The sequence below is a fragment of the Vreelandella maris genome (genome assembly GCF_013371085.1).
GTDB lineage: Bacteria > Pseudomonadota > Gammaproteobacteria > Pseudomonadales > Halomonadaceae > Vreelandella > Vreelandella maris.
This window is the reverse complement of record NZ_JABWCV010000023.1, coordinates 16,899-35,573: the sequence shown is the minus strand read 5'-3', so window position 1 is coordinate 35,573 and position 18,675 is coordinate 16,899. Positions and strand designations below refer to the sequence as shown.

The 18,675-nt window shown below is 46.5% G+C and carries 14 protein-coding genes and 1 pseudogene; 14 read left to right on the top strand and 1 reads right to left on the bottom strand.

The window, feature by feature from the left end:
- Positions 1-105 precede the first annotated feature (105 nt).
- The 14 genes and pseudogenes from HUO07_RS16790 to HUO07_RS16720 all read left to right on the top strand — a co-directional run bounded on the left by HUO07_RS16790 (position 106) and on the right by HUO07_RS16720 (position 16,632).
- Positions 106-594: a TRAP transporter small permease gene (locus HUO07_RS16790; protein ID WP_176304513.1), complete on the top strand. Its 489-nt coding sequence runs from the start codon at positions 106-108 to the stop codon at positions 592-594.
- Positions 595-625: 31 nt separating this feature from the next.
- Positions 626-1,897 (top strand): TRAP transporter large permease, encoded by a 1,272-nt coding sequence (locus tag HUO07_RS16785; RefSeq protein ID WP_176304512.1) that lies wholly within the window; start codon positions 626-628, stop codon positions 1,895-1,897.
- Between the two features lie 113 nt (positions 1,898-2,010).
- Entirely contained in the window at positions 2,011-3,198 is a 1,188-nt protein-coding gene (locus HUO07_RS16780) for an amidohydrolase (protein ID WP_176304511.1), read from the top strand.
- Between the two features lie 26 nt (positions 3,199-3,224).
- Entirely contained in the window at positions 3,225-3,968 is a 744-nt protein-coding gene (locus tag HUO07_RS16775; RefSeq protein WP_217908942.1) for an alpha/beta fold hydrolase, read from the top strand.
- A gap of 131 nt (positions 3,969-4,099) precedes the next feature.
- A complete protein-coding gene (locus HUO07_RS16770; protein ID WP_176304510.1) occupies positions 4,100-5,269 on the top strand; it encodes an alpha-hydroxy acid oxidase in 1,170 nt (389 codons plus the stop codon).
- A gap of 434 nt (positions 5,270-5,703) precedes the next feature.
- Positions 5,704-6,822 (top strand): annotated as a pseudogene (tnpC, locus tag HUO07_RS16760) (IS66 family transposase); the annotation flags it as partial.
- Positions 6,823-7,064: 242 nt separating this feature from the next.
- The gene (locus tag HUO07_RS16755) at positions 7,065-8,543 is read left to right on the top strand and encodes an aldehyde dehydrogenase (protein WP_176304509.1); all 1,479 of its coding nucleotides are present in this window, start codon (positions 7,065-7,067) and stop codon (positions 8,541-8,543) included.
- 66 nt (positions 8,544-8,609) lie between these two features.
- Complete coding sequence (locus HUO07_RS16750) at positions 8,610-10,070, top strand: FAD-dependent oxidoreductase (RefSeq protein ID WP_217908941.1); 1,461 nt, start codon at positions 8,610-8,612, stop codon at positions 10,068-10,070.
- 46 nt (positions 10,071-10,116) lie between these two features.
- The gene (locus HUO07_RS16745; protein ID WP_176304508.1) at positions 10,117-11,157 is read left to right on the top strand and encodes a C4-dicarboxylate TRAP transporter substrate-binding protein; all 1,041 of its coding nucleotides are present in this window, start codon (positions 10,117-10,119) and stop codon (positions 11,155-11,157) included.
- Entirely contained in the window at positions 11,150-11,770 is a 621-nt protein-coding gene (locus HUO07_RS16740) for a TRAP transporter small permease (protein WP_176304507.1), read from the top strand. The genes HUO07_RS16745 and HUO07_RS16740 overlap by 8 nt, the downstream gene beginning before the upstream one ends.
- A complete protein-coding gene (locus tag HUO07_RS16735; protein WP_176304506.1) occupies positions 11,770-13,080 on the top strand; it encodes a TRAP transporter large permease in 1,311 nt (436 codons plus the stop codon). The genes HUO07_RS16740 and HUO07_RS16735 overlap by 1 nt, the downstream gene beginning before the upstream one ends.
- A gap of 10 nt (positions 13,081-13,090) precedes the next feature.
- Positions 13,091-14,182, top strand: coding sequence for an NADH:flavin oxidoreductase/NADH oxidase (locus HUO07_RS16730; protein ID WP_176304505.1), 1,092 nt, complete (start codon positions 13,091-13,093; stop codon positions 14,180-14,182).
- 29 nt (positions 14,183-14,211) lie between these two features.
- Positions 14,212-15,015 (top strand): N-acyl homoserine lactonase family protein, encoded by an 804-nt coding sequence (locus HUO07_RS16725; protein WP_176304504.1) that lies wholly within the window; start codon positions 14,212-14,214, stop codon positions 15,013-15,015.
- Positions 15,016-15,765: 750 nt separating this feature from the next.
- Complete coding sequence (locus HUO07_RS16720; protein WP_176304503.1) at positions 15,766-16,632, top strand: MBL fold metallo-hydrolase; 867 nt, start codon at positions 15,766-15,768, stop codon at positions 16,630-16,632.
- Positions 16,633-16,640: 8 nt separating this feature from the next.
- Here HUO07_RS16720 and HUO07_RS16715 read toward each other — a convergent pair whose 3' ends face one another.
- Positions 16,641-17,582, bottom strand: coding sequence for a LysR family transcriptional regulator (locus HUO07_RS16715; protein ID WP_176304502.1), 942 nt, complete (start codon positions 17,580-17,582; stop codon positions 16,641-16,643).
- Positions 17,583-18,675: the final 1,093 nt, after the last annotated feature.

The following is an 18,675-nucleotide window of genomic DNA, read 5'->3' as shown; positions in this document are numbered from 1 at the left end:
AGTAAGAAGCTTACGCTTCCCTCATTCCTTACTAGAAGTAAAGCGTAGCCGATTTATAAAGCGATCGTTTTTATTTTTTCTAGCATGCAAATAAGGATAAAAGACATGTTAAAAAATATCTTCACTGGAATTGAATACATTGTTTCTCGTATGACATTCTTTATTTTTATTGCAATGGTTGTTGCAGTTTTTAGTCAGGTTGTCCTGAGGTTTTTATTTGATTCTTCAATTTCATGGGCTGAAGAATTTGCGCGTTTCGCGATGGTATGGATCGCTTTCCTTGGAGCATCTCTAGGAATGAAAGATGGATCTCACACAAAAATTGATTTCTTTATTAATCGGTTTCCTTGGGGTGTAAAGAGGCTGATTCTTATTTTTAATAAAGCTTTATGCGTCGTTTTTCTAGCGTTCATTTCTTATTATGTAATAGCAGCTTTAAGCTATACAATGAATACGCTTAGCCCGGGAATGCGCATCCCTATGGGGATTATGCATATGATATTGCCAGTGGCCGGTATTTTAATGATAATTTACTTATTAAAAGATATATATCAGCTGGTAAGGAATGAGCCTCTGGCCTCTGAAATTGAATAATAACGATTAATAAGTAAGTTGGAGGTACATAATGCTGCTTTTCATTTTCCTAGGAATACTATTGATTTTAGGGATGCCAGTTGGCTTCGCTATTGGTATTGCCTCGATGCTCTTCTTGTTCCTTGTAGAAGGCCCATTGTCTCCTAACGTCATCGCTTTAAGAATGATTTCGGGGGTGGATTCATTTCCTCTTCTTGCGTTGCCGCTGTTTATGTTAGCAGGTGAGTTAATGAAATATGGGACAACTCCCCGATTGATGCGCCTTGCTAACGCGCTATTCGGTTTTATGCGGGGAGGGCTGGCAGGTGTCGCAGTCGCATCCACCGCTTTTTTTGGTTCTATATCTGGGTCAGGTGTTGCCACCGTGGCTGCAGTTGGTTCAATCGTCCAGCCGGAAATGACTAGGAAAGGTTATGGCAAAGGCTTCTCTGCCTCGCTTGTAGCCGGTGGCGGCGTACTAGGGATGGTAATACCGCCCAGTATGGCTATGGTCGTTTATGGTGTGAGTGCTGGAGTGTCAATTGGAGCGCTTTTTCTTGCAGGTATTTTGCCTGGTTTACTAACGGCCGTTATGCTCATTATCTACGGTGTTTGCATCTCGAGGCGACGAAACTATGGTGGTCAGGGGGGCGGCTTTGAGCTTAGGGAACTTGGCATATCTGCCCGTAAAGCGGTTCTTCCATTATTATTGCCTATTATTATTCTCGGTGGTGTAATGACGGGTATTTTTACGCCCACAGAATCAGCAGTCGTCGCAGTTGTTTATGCTTTTATTCTTGCTTTTATTGTATATCGTGAGCTTAAGCTGAAAGATTTGGTTGGAGCAGTTACTTCTTCTGCTATTACCAGCGCTGTAATTCTTTTTATAATCGCGACAGCTAATCCATTTGGATGGATAATGGCAATTGAGCAAATTCCCAATGCCTTATCTGATCTTCTTTCCAATTTAACAGATAATCATATTCTTCAATTGATTCTCATTAGTCTTATGCTTTTGATTATGGGAACATTTATGGAGACTATTGCGACCATAATCATCATGACCCCTATTCTGGTTCCAATTGCACTCAGCATTGGTCTTAACCCTGTTCATTTTGGTGTTTTGATGATGATGAATTTAGCAATTGGCGGTGTAACTCCTCCACTTGCAGTGGGTTTATTTACTGCAGCAAAGATTAGCGCCATACGTATTGAAGAAACATTCCCTGATGTTTTGTACGTATTATTGGTCATGATTGCGGCTTACGCATTGGTATTGTTTATTCCCTCTATAGCGATGTTCATTCCTGAATATTTTTCTTGATATTTTCAGAACTGTCCGCTCTCGCTTTCGTTATGAGTCACTTTTAAAATTTTCTTTATCCTCGGTGAACGGGTGTGTTGTATGCACCTGCGCTGTGTCGGAAAGGTGAACCTATGATTACCAAAATTAACAACCTTAACGAACTGATTCGGTTTCGGCAGGATCTCCACAGGTGGCCTGAATTGGGTTTTGCGGAGCATGAAACTTCTCGCAAGATTGCTGCGCACCTAGAAGCACTAGGCGTCGAGTACGTCGGTAGTGTTGGCGGAACGGGTATCGTAGCCAAGGTAGTCGGAACTGGAGACAACCACCGGATGGCCAGTGTTGGTCTGCGAGCTGATATGGACGCGCTGCCGCTTGAAGAGCACAGTGGGGTTCAGCATTCCTCAGCAAATCCTGGCTGCATGCACGCCTGCGGACACGATGGACACAGCACAATGCTCTTAGGTGCTATAGAGCATCTGCAGGCCAACAATGATTTTTCAGGGACCGTCTACTTTGTATTTCAGCCGGCGGAGGAGGGTGTCGGTGGCGGAAAGGCGATGATTAATGATGGCCTGTTCGAGCGGTTTCCTATTAACGAGATTTATGGTCTGCATAACTGGCCGGATCTTCCTGTTGGCAAGTTCGGCCTACTCGAGGGACCCATCATGGCGAGCGGGGACAAATTCGATATAACTATTAATGGCCGTGGCGGTCACGGTGGCCTCAATCCGCACGGGTGTATCGATCCGATCCGGATCGCTGCTGAACTAATCAATAAGGCGCATACCATCGTGTCGAGGGAAATCGACCCGCTGAGTCCTGCAGTTTTGAGTATATGCGCAATTCAAGCCGGCAGTATGAGCGGATTCAATGTGATCCCCCATACTGCCACCATGACCGGTACGATTCGCGCCATTGATGAGGAGGCCGGTGATATCGTCAGAGGTGCTCTGAAGCGCGTCTGCGATAGCCTCGAGCATTATTATGAAATTAAGATCGACCTGATCATAGACAATAAATTCCTTGCTACTGTCAACGAAGCCGATGCCGTCAAAACGGCAAGGGGCGTGATAAGAAGTTGCTTTGGAGAAGATGCGCTTCAGCAGAACTATAAGCCTAGCATGGCCAGCGAGGACTTCTCTTACATGCTCGTGGAACGTCCTGGTGCCTATGTTCACCTAGGAGCGGGCGACAAGGATCATACTCACGGCCTTCACAGCCAGAAATACGATTTCAATGACAGCATCATTCCTCATGGAATCGTGTTTTTGGCGAATGTGGCCTTAGCATCATTGGATAAGCAGAACGCAGGTTAGCCCACCAATGCCCGGAGTGCAGTACGTTGAATGGTATTAAACAAAACAACCGTAAAGGGGTTTTCGTCCTGTTACATGGAGCCTGGCATGGCGGCTGGTGTTGGAAGCGAGTGATGGAAACCCTTGCGGCTAGCGGCCACCGTGTATTGACGCCGACACTACCTGGGCTCGGTGCCCGAGCAAATTTGATGTCACAAGACATAACGCTGGACACGTTTATTCAGGATTTGGTAGATCTCATTGAGGGTGAAGATCTCCATGACGTTATTCTGGTCGGGCACAGCTTTGGTGGTATTGGCATCACTGGCGCTGCAGAGCGAATCCCTTCCCGCATCCGCCACCTAGTATATCTGGACGCAATGATTTTAGAGGATGGTGACAGCGCCTTCTCAATTTTGCCTCCCAACATCGCTGCTGAGCGACGCCAACAAGCCGCTCAATTTTCCAATAGCCTCTCAATGCCGGTTCCTGACGCAAGCGCTTTCGGCATAACCGATCCTGCGGACAAGGCTTGGGTCGAAGCCAACTGCACGCCACACCCGGTTTCCACCTACGAAGATACGTGCCGGTTGAACGGACTTATTGGCAATGGTTTGCCATCAACCTATGTCGCTGTTAAACCGGATTACGAACCGCTCGCCGCTTCCCGTGCTATTGCCAAGAAGCAACTAGGCTGGAGCTACCTGGAAATAGATGCCGGGCACGATGCAATGATCACATCACCACAGGCCGTAGTCGAATTGCTGTTAGATATCCACAGGGGTATGTAAATGAAAATCAAATAGTTATGACCAGTATTGAACCTGTTTGATTCGACCAAAGCCAACCTGAATAACCTTTAGGTGGCAGTAAATAAATAATGTGAACAATAACCATGGCAGTACCTGACTCCGGAGCGAACATGCCGACCTACACCAATATTGAAGATCTTCGACAGCGCTATGAACGGCGCACCCCTAAAATGTTCTATGACTATGTTGAATCCGGGAGTTGGACAGAACAAACATTCCGAGAAAATACAACTGATTTCAATAATATACATTTCAAACAGCGTGTTGCAGTTGACATGTCTGGGCGCTCCACGCGTAGTCAAATGATCGGCGAAGATGTGGCAATGCCAGTGGCGCTGGCACCTGTTGGGCTTACGGGAATGCAGTCTGCCGACGGTGAGATTAAGGCGGCACGGGCTGCCGAGGCGTTCGGTGTGCCCTTTACGCTATCTACTATGTCGATCTGTTCGATCGAAGACGTGGCTGAGCATACGACAAAGCCGTTCTGGTTCCAGGTATACACGCTCAAGGATGACGATTTCATGCGTCGTCTTTTCGAGCGTGCCAAAGCAGTCAACTGTTCAGCGATTGTCATCACGGTCGATTTGCAGGTGCTCGGCCAACGTCACAAGGACCTTAAGAACGGACTTTCGGCCCCTCCTAAGATGACCGCGCGCTCGATAGCCAACATGGCCACCAAGGTCCCCTGGGGCCTGGAGATGCTACGTACCAAACGTCGTTCCTTCGGAAATATCGTAGGTCATGCAAAAGGGGTTACCGACCCTTCTTCTATTTCCTCTTGGACAGCGGAAGCGTTTGACGCCTCGCTGGATTGGAGTCGTATAGCCCAATTCAAGGAGTGGTGGGGAGGTAAGCTGATTGTTAAGGGCATTATGGAGCCTGAGGATGCTCGGAGGGCCGTCGAGATAGGCGCCGATGCCATAGTTGTCTCAAATCACGGCGGTCGTCAGTTGGATGGTGCCGTTAGCTCTATTCGCATGCTACCAGCGATTATGGACGCTGTAGGTGATGATGTAGAAGTTCACCTCGATTCAGGAATTCGCTCCGGCCAGGATGTGCTGAAGGCCCTAGCTCTTGGAGCCACGGGTACCTATATCGGCAGAGCTTTCACCTATGGGTTAGGTGCTGAAGGTGAGGCAGGCGTGACGAAGGCACTCGAAATCATCCATAAAGAACTGGATATCTCTATGGCGCTTTGTGGGGAAACAAATGTCAAAAATCTTGGAAAGCACAACCTCTATGTACCTCAAGGCTTTGGTGACCCGACCATTAAGCTTTGATAGCTGGCCACAATAGTTGCCGTCTGCCTACCAAGTAATTGTCGCTGTATAGCTGGGGATAGTGTTGGTTTTCCAGCTATACACACTATTTTTGCCTGCCCCCAGAAGGCTAGCCAGTGAGCTTGAGTATTCTCTAAAGATGGCGAACCTGGAGCCAGCTGTATTATTTCTATATAAGTAAGCGGGCCATAAAACCCATCTACCCACATTAATGTTGGCTGATCACACTGGTAGTCTCCTTAGCATTGGAGATCATCATGAGTCGCGACCTCAATTCCACTCAAGCATTTTGGTTAGGGCACCTGTCTTATGCCGCCGCGTTGTAGATGCCGTTAAGCGCGTATGCTGAAGCGCAAGCCGTGACGTTAGCCGACCTGATGGCGTGGGAAAATCGGTTAATCGTGCAGGGTTTTCCCGTGCCACCGCGTTGTCGTCCTGCCCGGATCGAGGTGATCCGCCATGTGCGACACCAATATGCCTGCCCGGCGTGCGAAGAGGGCGTTAAGATCGCCCCGGCGCCTGCCAAGCTGTTGCCCAAGAGTAATGCCAGCGCCACGCTGCTCGCCTATGTCGCGACCGCCAAGTACCAGGACGCGCTACCGCTTTATCGGCATAGCCAGGTCTTTGCCCGCCACGGTGCTGAGATCCCCCGCAACACCCTGGCACGCTGGATGGTACAGGCGGGAGAACGCATAGCTCCGCTGATCGAGACATTACGCCAGCATCTGCTGACCGCTCCTCTGTTCCATATGGATGAGACCACACTCCAGGTCAATCAAGAAGCAGATCGTGCCGCTAGTGCGACGTCGTATATGTGGGTGCAACGAGGTGGGCCACCCGGTCAGCAGGTCGTCTTGTTCGATTATGACGCCAGCCGTGCGGGGCGAGTGCCCGTTCGCTTACTGGGCAACTATGCAGGCCGCTTGATCACCGATGGCTATGAAGGCTACGCCGAGGTCGTGCGTCGCAATGGGCTCACCCATGCGGGCTGCTGGGCGCATGCCCGACGTAAGTTCGTCGAGGCCCAGAAGGTGCAGCCCAAAGGCAAAACCGGCAAAGCGGACTGGGCGCTGAACCAGATCCAGAAGCTGTACGGCGTGGAAAAACAGGCGAAGGCCCTTGAGCCCGACGCGCGTTACGCGCTGCGTGAACAGAAGAGTCGCCCACTGATCGATCAACTCCGCACCTGGCTCGACAAGTCATTGATGCAGGTGCTGCCCAGGAGTGCGCTGGGTAAAGCCTTGCACTACCTGGATAACCAGTGGCCCCGGCTGACCCGGTTCCTGGACGATGGGCTGATCCCACTGGACAACAATCCGGCGGAGAACGCCATCCGTCCGTTCGTAATCGGCCGTAAAAACTGGCTGTTCAGCCATACTCCGAGCGGTGCTCATGCCAGCGCGGCGATCTACAGCCTGATCGAAACCGCCAAAGCCAATGGTCTCTCGCCTTACGACTACTTGCAGTATGTCTTCGCGACACTGCCCACCCTAGACGATGATGACCTCAACACGCTGTTGCCCTGGCAGTGGAAAGAGACATTACCGATCTAAGCGAAATCTGCCTAGATGTGGTTAGTGGTCGCTTACCTATATAAAGGGTAGCGCTACTCAATCTGGGGGTGACGTCGTATGCATGTTTTTTTTATAAAGGAGCATAGTGGAAAATTAAGATCGAAACTTATTCCTATTCCAAATGCTCAAGTGTGTTTGCCAAATTTTCATTTGATTCGGGCGTATATACGGTTAATTATAAATCTCACCATCCGGCATTTTTAAAGAGACAAGAGTCAGTTATGAAAAATTACAAATTATTTATTAATAACGAATTTACTAACCCATCGAAGGGAGAGTGGTTTGACAGCCTTGATCCTTTTTCTGGGATGCCTTGGGCTAAGATTCCTCGCGCCCGTGAATCCGATGTAGATAGGGCTGTGGCTGCGGCAAAAAAAGCACTTGATGGGCCGTGGGGAAGTATGTCGGCAAGTGAACGAGGAGCATTGCTATACAAAGTTGGTGCCCTGATCGAAAAGAATGCAGACCAGCTTGCCAAAGTAGAGAGCCGCGATAATGGCAAGCTAATGAGTGAAGTTTTAGGCCAAGTTAAGTATGTGGCAAAATATTTTTATTATTATGCAGGATTGGCGGACAAAATCGAAGGATCTGTTGTTCCGATAGACAAGCCTAAGGTCTTTAATTATATAAAATATGAGCCAATGGGGGTTATAGCCAGTATTACCCCGTGGAATTCTTCATTGCTGCTTACTGCTTGGAAAGTGGCTCCAGCGCTTTGCGCTGGTAACACGATGGTATGTAAGCCCTCAGAATTCACATCGGCTTCACTTTATGATCTAGCAGAGCTGTTTATAGAGGCGGGGGTTCCAGCTGGAGTCTTTAATGTAATTTCCGGCTTCGCAATGGAGGCTGGTGACCCTCTGGTGCGCCACCCTGATGTTGCACGTGTTGCCTTTACTGGCGGGGATGAAGGTGGGCGTAAGGTTTATTCCGCTGCGGCAGATGGACTGAAACGTGTGTCACTCGAACTTGGAGGAAAGTCGCCAAATATAGTTTTTGATGATGCTGACCTCGACAATGCAGTTAATGGTGTTATTACTGGTATTTTCTCCGCTGGTGGGCAGACTTGTATGGCTGGGTCGCGCCTATTACTTCAAGAATCAATTCATGATGAATTCGTTGAGAAACTTGTCAAAATTACTCAATCAGCGAAGATCGGCGACCCTGCCGACGAATCAACTCAGATTGGGCCGGTGGCGACAGAACCTCAATTTCAGAAAGTCCTTTCCTACATCGATATTGCTAAAAAAGAGGGGGCTCGGTGCGTAGCGGGAGGCAACCGGCTTTCGGGGGAGGCATATGGCTGTGGCCAGTTTGTAGAGCCAACAGTTTTTGTGGATGTAACCAACGATATGCGTATCGCGCAGGAAGAAGTTTTCGGCCCCGTTCTTTCAGTGATTAAATTCAAGGACGAGGAAGATGCTGTGCGAATTGGGAATGATATTCGCTTTGGACTGGCGGCAGGAATCTGGACCTCAAATCTCCATCGTGCAATGTTGATGGCTGATAAGCTAAAGGCCGGAACGGTATGGATAAATAACTATCGCTCCACCAGCTATACCACGCCATTCGGCGGCTTCAAGCATAGCGGCATAGGGCGTGAAGGCGGTATCGAAGCGGTAAAAGAATATTTGGAAGCAAAAAGCGTGTGGATTTCAACTGATCTTGAAATGCCAAGTCCTTTTGTTCGTAAATATTAGTCTAAATTAACTTTAGAACACAAAGAAAACGTATTCTTGGTTGGTTAGCCAAAATTGGGGAAATTTATGAAGCACGCTGAGATGGAAAGCGACATAGTCATTGTCGGTTGTGGTATATCAGGATTAACAGCTGCGGTTTCAGCAATGGAGGCGGGTGCTAACGTTACGCTTTTGGAGCGTTCTTGCAAAGAGGACCGCGGTGGTAATACACGCTGGACCGAAGCTACTCTTCGCATGAAAAACGTAGGTGAGGTGGCAGATGATTTCGAGAGCCATTTTGCGGAGAATGCGGGACATCACCTAGACCCGGAATTGATAAAAGCTTCGGGGAGTTCTTATGAAGACTGGGGTTCCATTGTCAAAGCGCACCCTTTCACAGACCCTGAGCTGATTTCTACATTTTCCGATGAGGCTGGACCGACACTGGAGTGGCTACAGACGTATGGGGTGCGCTTCGATTCGATGCCCGGGTATTTCATAACTACTAGCACTTCACGCATCGTTCCACTTGGTGGTGGCCTGGCCGTTGTAGAGACCCTTGCTGATTGGATCGAAAAAAATGGTGCTAATATTCGTTATGAGACTACGGCCACAAGCCTTTATATGGATGAAGGCGGTATGGTCTGCGGTATAAAGGCCCGTGGGCCAGAAGGCCCCCTACTTATCAAAGCACCCAAGGTAATTCTTGCAAGTGGCGGCTTTCAGGGAAATTATGAAATGCAGGCCCGCTATATAGGTCCCCGTTCTCGATATATTCGTCCTGTTGCTCGGGGTGGCTATTATGACCGGGGAGAGGGTATAGAGATGGCCCTCAAAGTGGGTGCAGCTGGTGGTGGTGATTTCACGAGTTTTCATGCGGAGCCGATAGATCCACGCTCTGGTGCGCCTGAACCAATTGTGCTTGTCTTTAACTACGGTATTCTTGTGAACCGACAGGCTAAAAGGTTCGTGGATGAAGCGCCGGCCAGTGTAGACGCAACTTATGAAGCTATTACGAGAGAAATATTAGAACAACCTCAGGGAATTGCTTATACAATTCTGGATAGCAAAATCAATGATGTGCCGAATTGGCAGCGCTCTGTACGTACTGACCAACAGCCTATAATGGCTTCTAGCCTTGAAGAGCTTGCGGAAAAGCTTGAGCTTGATGTGCAAGCGCTAACTGACACGGTTGAAGCTTATAACACAGCTTGTATAGAAGGCCCTTTTGATCCATTAAGGCCAGATGGGCTCAGAACAGAGCAAGGGTATTTACCTAGTAAGAGAAATTGGGCGCGGTCAATTGATAGTCCACCTTTTATGGCCTATCCAATTATTTGTGGAAATTGTTTTACTTTTGGCGGGCTCAAAGTCAATAGCAAGAGCGAAGTGCTCGACGGAGATGGCCGACCAATTCAGGGGCTTTACGGCGTGGGGGAGGTGATTGGTATGTATCAGGGTACCTATACTGGTGCCACATCAGTCTTACGAGGAAGTGTCTTTGGAAGGATAGCTGGACGCAACGCAGCAAGTAAAAGTAGAAGGTAAAAGTTAGAAGCGAACACAACAAAAATCTTTGGAAGGAGTGCAGACAATGATTATAAATAACGTACTTAAGGGTGGCTTTATAATCGGAGCTTTTCTCGCAGGAAGCACTTTTGTAAATGCTAATGACAATATACCTGAAAAAACTTTGCGCTGGGCTCATTTTTCGGCAGAAGCCTGGGGTTCCTCTCAAGCCGATAAGTTGTTCGTTGAGGAACTAAGTAAGCGTACAGATGGTAAGGTTGATGCACGTTTTTATTGGTCGGGCGCGATGGGTGGAGGTAATGAGCTACTTGAGTTAACAGCCAATGGGGCGGTAGATGTTGGCAGTTTCGTCCCGGCATACTATCCTGGGCAAATGCCGCTTATGAGCCTTGTGAATAGTCTTCCGTTGACCTGGAATGATCCGATACTGGCAATGGAAACACAAAAATACCTTGCTCAGAATAACACCTATGTGCAAGAGGAATTGGCCGAAAATGGCGTACATCCTATTCTTTTCCATGGACTTCCCCCCTATCGACTGCAATGTACTACACCTGTTCGCACGATAGAAGATATTGAAGGACTTCGAGTTCGTACCTTTGGTGAATGGCCTCCTAAAATGTTTGACCAGCTCGGCGCTGTGCCGGTAAATATTGCAATGACTGAGGTCTACGAAGGGCTTCAGCGGGGCAGCCTTGATTGCGCTTATCTTTCTATTGAAGGAGCAGGTTTCCTTAAGGTTGCAGAAGTTGCTCCATACTGGAGTAATATAAATCTAGGAGCTATTGCTGCTTATTCCAGCTTCGTAAGCAAGGATGCTTATGATACGTGGTCGCAAGAGTTTAAAGAAACTATAGCGGAAGCAGCCGATGTCGCTGAAGCATACGAGAAAGAAGAATTCTCGAAACTTGAGCAACAAACTATAGAGTCTGCTAAAGAATCTGGCGTACAAATCGTTGAGTTCGTGGAGCAAGAACAGCTCAAAGAAGTTGTCCCCAATCTCCTAGATGCTTGGGAAAAATCAATGTGTGATAGTGGCCGGTGCGATGCGGCCAAAAGCGTAGCTGCTGACATCCGAAAATTTATGGATGAAAACAATGGATAAGAATAAGACTCCACATAAGGTGTCCTATTCTGTCTATGCCCCGCGACAGAGTCGCGGGGCTAGGCTACTGCTTTGGATAGACAGAATAGCTGTTAAGTTAGTTAATACTATGCTTTTTATCTCTGGGCTGAGTGTCGTGATTATACTAACTATAGGCGCTGCAGATAGTGTGGGGCGTGCTTTTTTAAATAAACCAGTAGTAGGCGCCGTAGAGATTAGCGAGGCGCTACTCGCGGTGACGATTTTCTCCGCTCTTGCCTTTGCCCAGAAGCAAGGGAGTCATGTGGTTGTAGATATTTTTAGTAGTAACTACGGACCCCGGCTGACTCGTTTCGCGAAAATGGCCATTCTTGTTTTAACGCTAGCTGCGCTGGGGTTTCTGTTATGGCGGATGAGTATTACGGCATACAAGGGCTGGCTGCATAACGAAATCTCTGCCGGGTTTCTTCCTGTCCCCGTTTGGCTTGCGAAAGTGTTTGCCGCGCTAGGTTTGGCGGTTGCCAGTATTGAATGTATACGTGAGTTAATATGGGGAATTGTAGAAAAAAATGGTAGATATGATCATTCTGTCCAAGTGATAGATAATGAAAAGAAACCAATGGATATAAAGTAATGGATCCAACTCTCATTGCCACAATTAGTATCCTTGTCATGCTCGGCTTGATGGCTTTCGGCATTCCAGTAGCTGTTTCGATGCTGCTGGTCTCGGCCACAGGAATGATGTTTGCTGTCGGACCTAACTACACATTAACGACATTTCAAACATTGCCTTACAATACGGCCGCCAATTATACTTTTGCCGCTATACCCATGTTTGTATTGATGGGATTAATTGCTGGATCAACAGGTATCGTTAAAGATATTTATCAAGCAGCTAATATGTGGCTCGCAAAAATTCGTGGCGGTCTTTATATGGCCACAGTTATTGCAGCGGCAGGCTTTGGTGCCGTCAATGGATCAACTATAGTTGGTGCAGCTCTATTTACACGTATTGCTTTGCCTGAAATGATATCACTTGGCTACAATAAAGGTGCGGGAGTCGGATGCATTATAGGAGCTGGTACATTTGCTGCTATGATACCACCTTCAATAACTATCGTTCTTTATGGAGTTTTGACGAGTGAGTCTATTGGCCAATTACTTATGGCGGGTATAATACCTGGTGTTTTAACTGGAATTATCTACCTTATAGGTATAGCTTTTTTAGTACGCATTAAACCAGCTTGGGCACCGCCTGCAGTTAAACAGTATTCTCTCCAAGAACGGCTGAAAAGTATTAAAGGCGTATGGCCTATAGGTTTCGTTTCTTTCATCGTGATTGGTGGTATTTACTCAGGCCTTGTTTCGCCCTCTGCTGCTGGAGCAATAGGTGCATTTGGTGTGCTTCTTGTCGGCTGGGTACTTCGCCGCCTCAGTAAGAACGAACTGGTTAAAAATGTTGGTGATGCGGCCCTTATAACAGCTGCCCTCTTCTTCATCGTTATGGGTGGCACGGCTTTCTCGCGACTTCTCCTTGTGACCGGGTTTATCGATGTCCTACTGGACTTTGTTAATAATCACGGTTTTGAACCTTGGATGATAATCTTAGCACTTGTTTTGGTTTATATAGTGCTAGGCATGCTCATGGATCCAATTTCAATGATGGTCATGACGGTTCCTATCGTGCACCCGCTTGTGGTGGGCCTAGGATACGATCCGATTTGGTTTGCCATAGTTATGGTTAAATTAATTGAATTATCTTGCATGACTCCTCCTGTGGGTATAAATATTTTTGCTGCGATTAGTGCGTCAGATGGCCAAGTCTCGACAAAGGAAGTTTATATCGGGGTAATTCCGTTTGTAATTCTTGAACTAATAGTTCTTGCTCTCTTGTTATCACTTCCAGGCATCGCACTTTTTCTTCCTGAAGTAATGCTGGGTTAGGAAAAAAATAATGACAAATCATTTATTCTCATCTTTCAAAATGCGCGGGATGGTTCTAGATAACCGAATAGTGGTATCGCCAATGGCGCAGTATTCGGCTGATGAAACCGGGCGTGCTAAAGATTGGCATTTCATGCATTTAGGCAATCTAGCGATTTCTGGTGCTGGCTTACTTATCCTTGAGGCAACAGCAGTTGAGCCTAAAGGCCGAGTTAGCCCGAACTGCCTTGGCCTATGGTCGGATAACCAAGTACCTTGTCTAAAGCGAATAGTAGAATTCGCGCGTTGCCATAGCAATACAAAATTGGGTATCCAATTAGCTCATGCTGGTCGTAAGGCTTCGATGAGTGCACCCTGGCAGGGAAGTAAAGGCCTTTTGCCAGAGGAAAGTGGTTGGGATCTAGTCAGTGCCTCCTCTTTGCCTTATCCGGGTCGACCAATCCCGCAGCAGCTCGATCACATTGAGATGGATAAGTTAAAACAGCATTATATGGATGCAGCTATTCGGGCCGACGAGATAGGATTTGACCTCATTGAATTACATTGTGCTCATGGTTATCTTTTAAATACTTTCCTTTCAACGCTTAGCAATACTCGTAAAGATAAATACGGAGGAGATCTCCAGGCCCGGATGCGATATCCGCTAGAAGTGTTTCGGGCAATCCGAGCAGTCTGGCCTGAGCACAAGCCTCTCGGTGTGCGTATATCTGCTACAGATTGGGTCGAGGGCGGCTGGACTATCCAAGATTCTGTTGTCTTCGCTCGTGAACTTAGCATGCTCGGGTGCGACTATATTGCTACCTCAAGTGGCGGTATTTCACCAAATCAGAAAATCCCCGTTCATAAAGGATATCAAGTGCCATTCGCTGAGGAGGTCCGCCGTGCTACAGATTTACCTTCCATTGCTGTAGGACATATTATGGATGGTTTGCAAGCCGAAGAAATTCTTACCAAAGGCCAAGCAGACCTTGTCGCGATCGGGCGTGGCATGACCTATGATCCTCGATGGGCATGGCACGCCGCTGAGCTACTAAAAGTTAAGGTCGATTTTCCTCCGCAATATGCGAGGAGTTCCCCCGCAATGCGAAAGTTGCCACGCTAGTTTGTTAGGTTAAGCCAAAGGAAAGTTAAATGTCTTATAAATTATATGCCATACGCTACGCCACTAATCAAGGTCGCCAACGATACGAAAATTTTATAGGTATGAAAGCCGACCCGCATGATACTCCTTTGGCAATGGATTTTTTCGTCTGGCTCGCTATTGGTTATGGCCGTGTCATTTTAATCGATACAGGCTGTGATGAGCAAACCTGCAAGAAACGTGGAAATGACTTTCTGCGATGTCCTTCGGATGGACTGCGGAGCCTGGGTATAGAGCCACATCAAGTAGATACAGTTATTGTCACACATCTGCACTGGGACCATGCAGGTAATTTCGACTTGTTTCCAAATGCTACTTTCCATGCTTGCCCGATCGAAATTCAGCATGCTGTTAGCCCTTGCATGTGTAATTCATTTATGCGGGCGCCATACGATGTGGATCATATTTGTTCGTTTATCAGGCTGCTTTACGCAGAGCGTGTACGCTACCATCGAGGGGTTACTGAGATTGCACCGGGGTTAACCGTTCATGAAGTTGGTGGGCATTCCCCTGGTCTCCAATTTGCTGCAGTTGAAACAAACCGCGGTCGTGTTGCGATTGCCTCGGACGCAATGCACTATTTCGATAATATGCTTTTACTGCGTCCCTATCCTGTGGTTCACGATATACCTTCTTATTTTGCTGCGATAGACTCAGTAACAGCAGTTGCCGAGACTGAGAATCATATCGTGCCAGGCCATGACCCGTCTATTATGCGGCTTTATCCGGCAGCCTCTCCTAACACTCAAGGTATAGTTGTGCGACTAGATGTTATGCCCAATATTGGGACCTAAATAACTGCCACTCATACGAGGTTGTTGAAGTTACTTTATTTTGACTTTAATTTAATGGAGGCAGGAGTCGATGTGCATGCATTGAACGAGGTAAGTGCAGAGCTAATACTAACTTTTTCAGTCAAAGCCTGCAGAAAAGCGTAATTTTTTAGGATTACAAGTGTATGTATATGACATCAATTGGTTGTATATTCTGATATTAAATATCCAAATGATAAAAAAATCGAGAAGCTTTTGAGGCTTGCCTAAATCAGAAAGCATCGGCAGTTACAGCATGTAGTGTTACTATTTGTATCGCTAAGTCGACTCCCATAAATATAAGTGATAATTATTTATATTTATTTAGTACTAAATTAATAATGAAGGGATCTTTATGCCTAATGTGACTATTTTTACACCACCCTCTCATTTTGTGCAGAATCATGACAGTAAAGTAATGTTTATGCGTGAGTGTACTGACATTTGTACTGCTGTCCTGGGGGCCGAAGAAAATAAAGTACATATCATATTCGTAAACGTTTTAGAAAGTTTTACTGGGAAAGATGCTTATATCGAAATTAAATTTAGATACAGTGATCAACGCACGCAGGAAGTTATGAATAAGTTCATGCAGTTGCTAGAGAATATATACATTCACTACTTTTCCAAGCAACCGCGCATACGCTGCTTCGCCTACCAGGCAGAGAACATTTTTGCTCGAAATTGAGAATTTTCTCAAGCCTACGACGTTAAAATATAGGAGAATAAATTATGCAACAAGTTGCTAGCATTTATCATAGAAAGGTTGGAGATATTGTAGTTACAGCTTTATGTGACGGTTACCTTGACACTAGCTATGACATATTACAAGGCATAACGCCTAAGGAAGGTGAGAAATTAATGAAAAATGCCTGCCTGCAATCGCCTCCTCGTATATCTGTAAATGCTTATGTAGTTAGAAGCCAAGGCCGCACCGCTCTAATAGAAACAGGCTCCGGAAACAGTATGGGTTCTACACTCGGCCACTTGAATGAGAATCTTAGGGCTGCAAATATTACTCCACAAGATATTGATAAGGTACTTTTGACACATATGCATCCAGACCATTCCAATGGCTTAACAACAGACGATGGAAAGCGTATTTACCCCAATTCCGAGATTATTGTTCATGAAAACGAGATAAAACATTGGTCGAACGATTCAGAAATGGCTAGGGTGGATAAACGCAAGCAAGATCGCTATTTTCGCGCTGCTCGCAAGCAACTAGAAGCTTATAAGCAACAGTTATCTCCCTTTACCGGCGGTGGAGAAGTCTTTCCTGGGGTTGTGGCCATGCCGATGACTGGGCATACACCCGGTCATACTGCTTATCTCGTCACTTCTGGTAACGATACTCTCATGATCTGGGGAGATATTGTTCATGTGCCAAGTATTCAAATTCCTCACCCGGAAGTAACATTAGATTTTGATAGTGACCCCCACGTGGCTGCGGCAACACGCAAACGCGTGTTAGATATGGTATCTACCGATCAAATGCTAGTTGGTGGTATGCATCTTGACTTCCCCGGCTTCGGCTATGTTACGTCGTATGGTGAAAGTTATCGATTTCACGCTGAGCCATGGAAGCCATTGTTCTAAATGACCCGTTACATAGCTATTGTGTTCGTGGGATAGGTATCTGCTTCCAACTTGTTTCGTTGCAAATTGAAAAAATGCGCTTCTTTCTTAACCCATTCCACAAACATTTGTAGGCTTACTGAAAGCTGCTCACGTTCAGGGAGAATGAGAATGTAAGTTTTTTCATTTCTGAGTACATGTGAGGAGCACTGAAATAGTTCTCCAGACTCTAATTCATGCGCTACATAGAGCTTGGGGACGAGAGCAACTCCCATTCCCGAGCGCACGGCTTCGATAACATTCGCAAAGGAATCATAACGAGGACCAGAGGTTTGGCTAGAGTGCTGTATATTTGTTTGGGATAACCAACGTTTCCACGCATCATCACGACTAGACTTATGTAAGAGAGGAAATTTATTTATATTTTTTTCAAAATCTTTGCCATCGAAGTAACTTGGATTAAGGATGGCAATTAAATCCTCACTAAAAAGAGTATGCTTTTGACACCCCGTCCAATTTGGGTGGTCGAAATGTATTGCCGCATCAAATTCCGATTCCTCGAAAACGAACGGGTCTGGCCGACCACTAATGTTTACTATAATGTCTAAATTAGAATTAGATAGACTTTTCAGCCGTGGTAAGAGCCACTTGTTTGAGAACGTTGGTAATACCGCAAGACGTAGCTCCTTCCGTCCTTGATGAAAATTTATAACCGATTGTGTATCGGCTTCTAGCTTATCAAGGGTCTTGCGGACCTCAATGAAATAATTTTTCCCAGCCTCGCTTAGCGTAACGCGTCCATGAAACCGATCAAAAAGCTTTAACGCAAGGTAATCCTCCAACTTTGATACTTGTTTGCTAACAGCACTTTCTGTAAGGCATAGTTCACTTGCAGCTCGGGATAAAGTTCCCATGCGTGCAGTAGCCTCGAAAGCTATCAGTGCTGTTGTACTAGGAATGCGTCGTGTCATAGGAGCAACTCCTCAATTTGAGCCAAGCGTGCACGCTTGACGTTTAAATTTTCTCGCTGATAAGTAGTTTTTTCTTTGGGGACGCATTGTAAACTTAAGATTTGAAATGATGCTAAGTTAAAAAAGCCGATTTTCTATATTTTTTAGCCACCCAGGCTCTGTTTTGTGAAATAAATTGCATTTTGACAATATTAGTGACGCTGCTAAGTTCGGGCGGAGCGTGTTTAATTGCAGGGAGATGTAGTCTCCGATAGGGTTACTTGCTAAATAGATGGGTGATGTAAAGGTGGCTTCCATTAATTCTATTATATCATTTGTTATACGTTGAATATCGTGTAGTCCCACTAAGTTATCTTTTGAATTATTTTTAGTAAAATAAGGTATTATTACCCGTATATCAGCGGGAAGGCTATCAATGATCGGGATTATCCTTTTTAGTTCGCGTTTTGATATGCTAATTAGCAAAATGTTTTTTTTTGCAAAAGAGTTCTGTGTATCGTAATAAAGTAATTTTCCGCCATGTGACGCCCTGAATACTCGGTAGGCGGGGTGTGCAACCTCCATCATTTCTATACACATATTTACACCCTATCGAAAATGAGAGCGATGCTGTAGGTTGCCTGTCAAACCTCTGCTGGGATATAAACAATTAGTCGAGTTCTCTAGGTATTTTTACAAGAGACGTGGCGATGCCGTCGTACAGTCGCCTTCAGATTTTTATGATAATGTCATTTCGGAGTCGCTCTTCGCACCTGCAAACCGTCCGGACTACCTGATTGATGGCTATGTTGACTTGTTGGCGACGCAGAAGTGGGTTGCTGTTTCATGCAGTGGTATAATTACGAGCATCGCTACAGTGGGAACCGTTTGGTGATGTTTGATCTTTCCCCCATAACCCGATCCACCTGACCTTCCCCCCCCCCCCCCTGACTTAGGTCCGCCTTCAATGTGAGAGAGACATCGCTCCTTCAAGCGCACTGATGGGCATACGCTGCGGGTGACAGATAGCCCAGCGAGCTGTGGGTAGTCGCCAAGCGGAAGGGGGAGCGCCTGAACGTGATGGGGATCAAGACGGCTTGGCAACTGCTCGAAG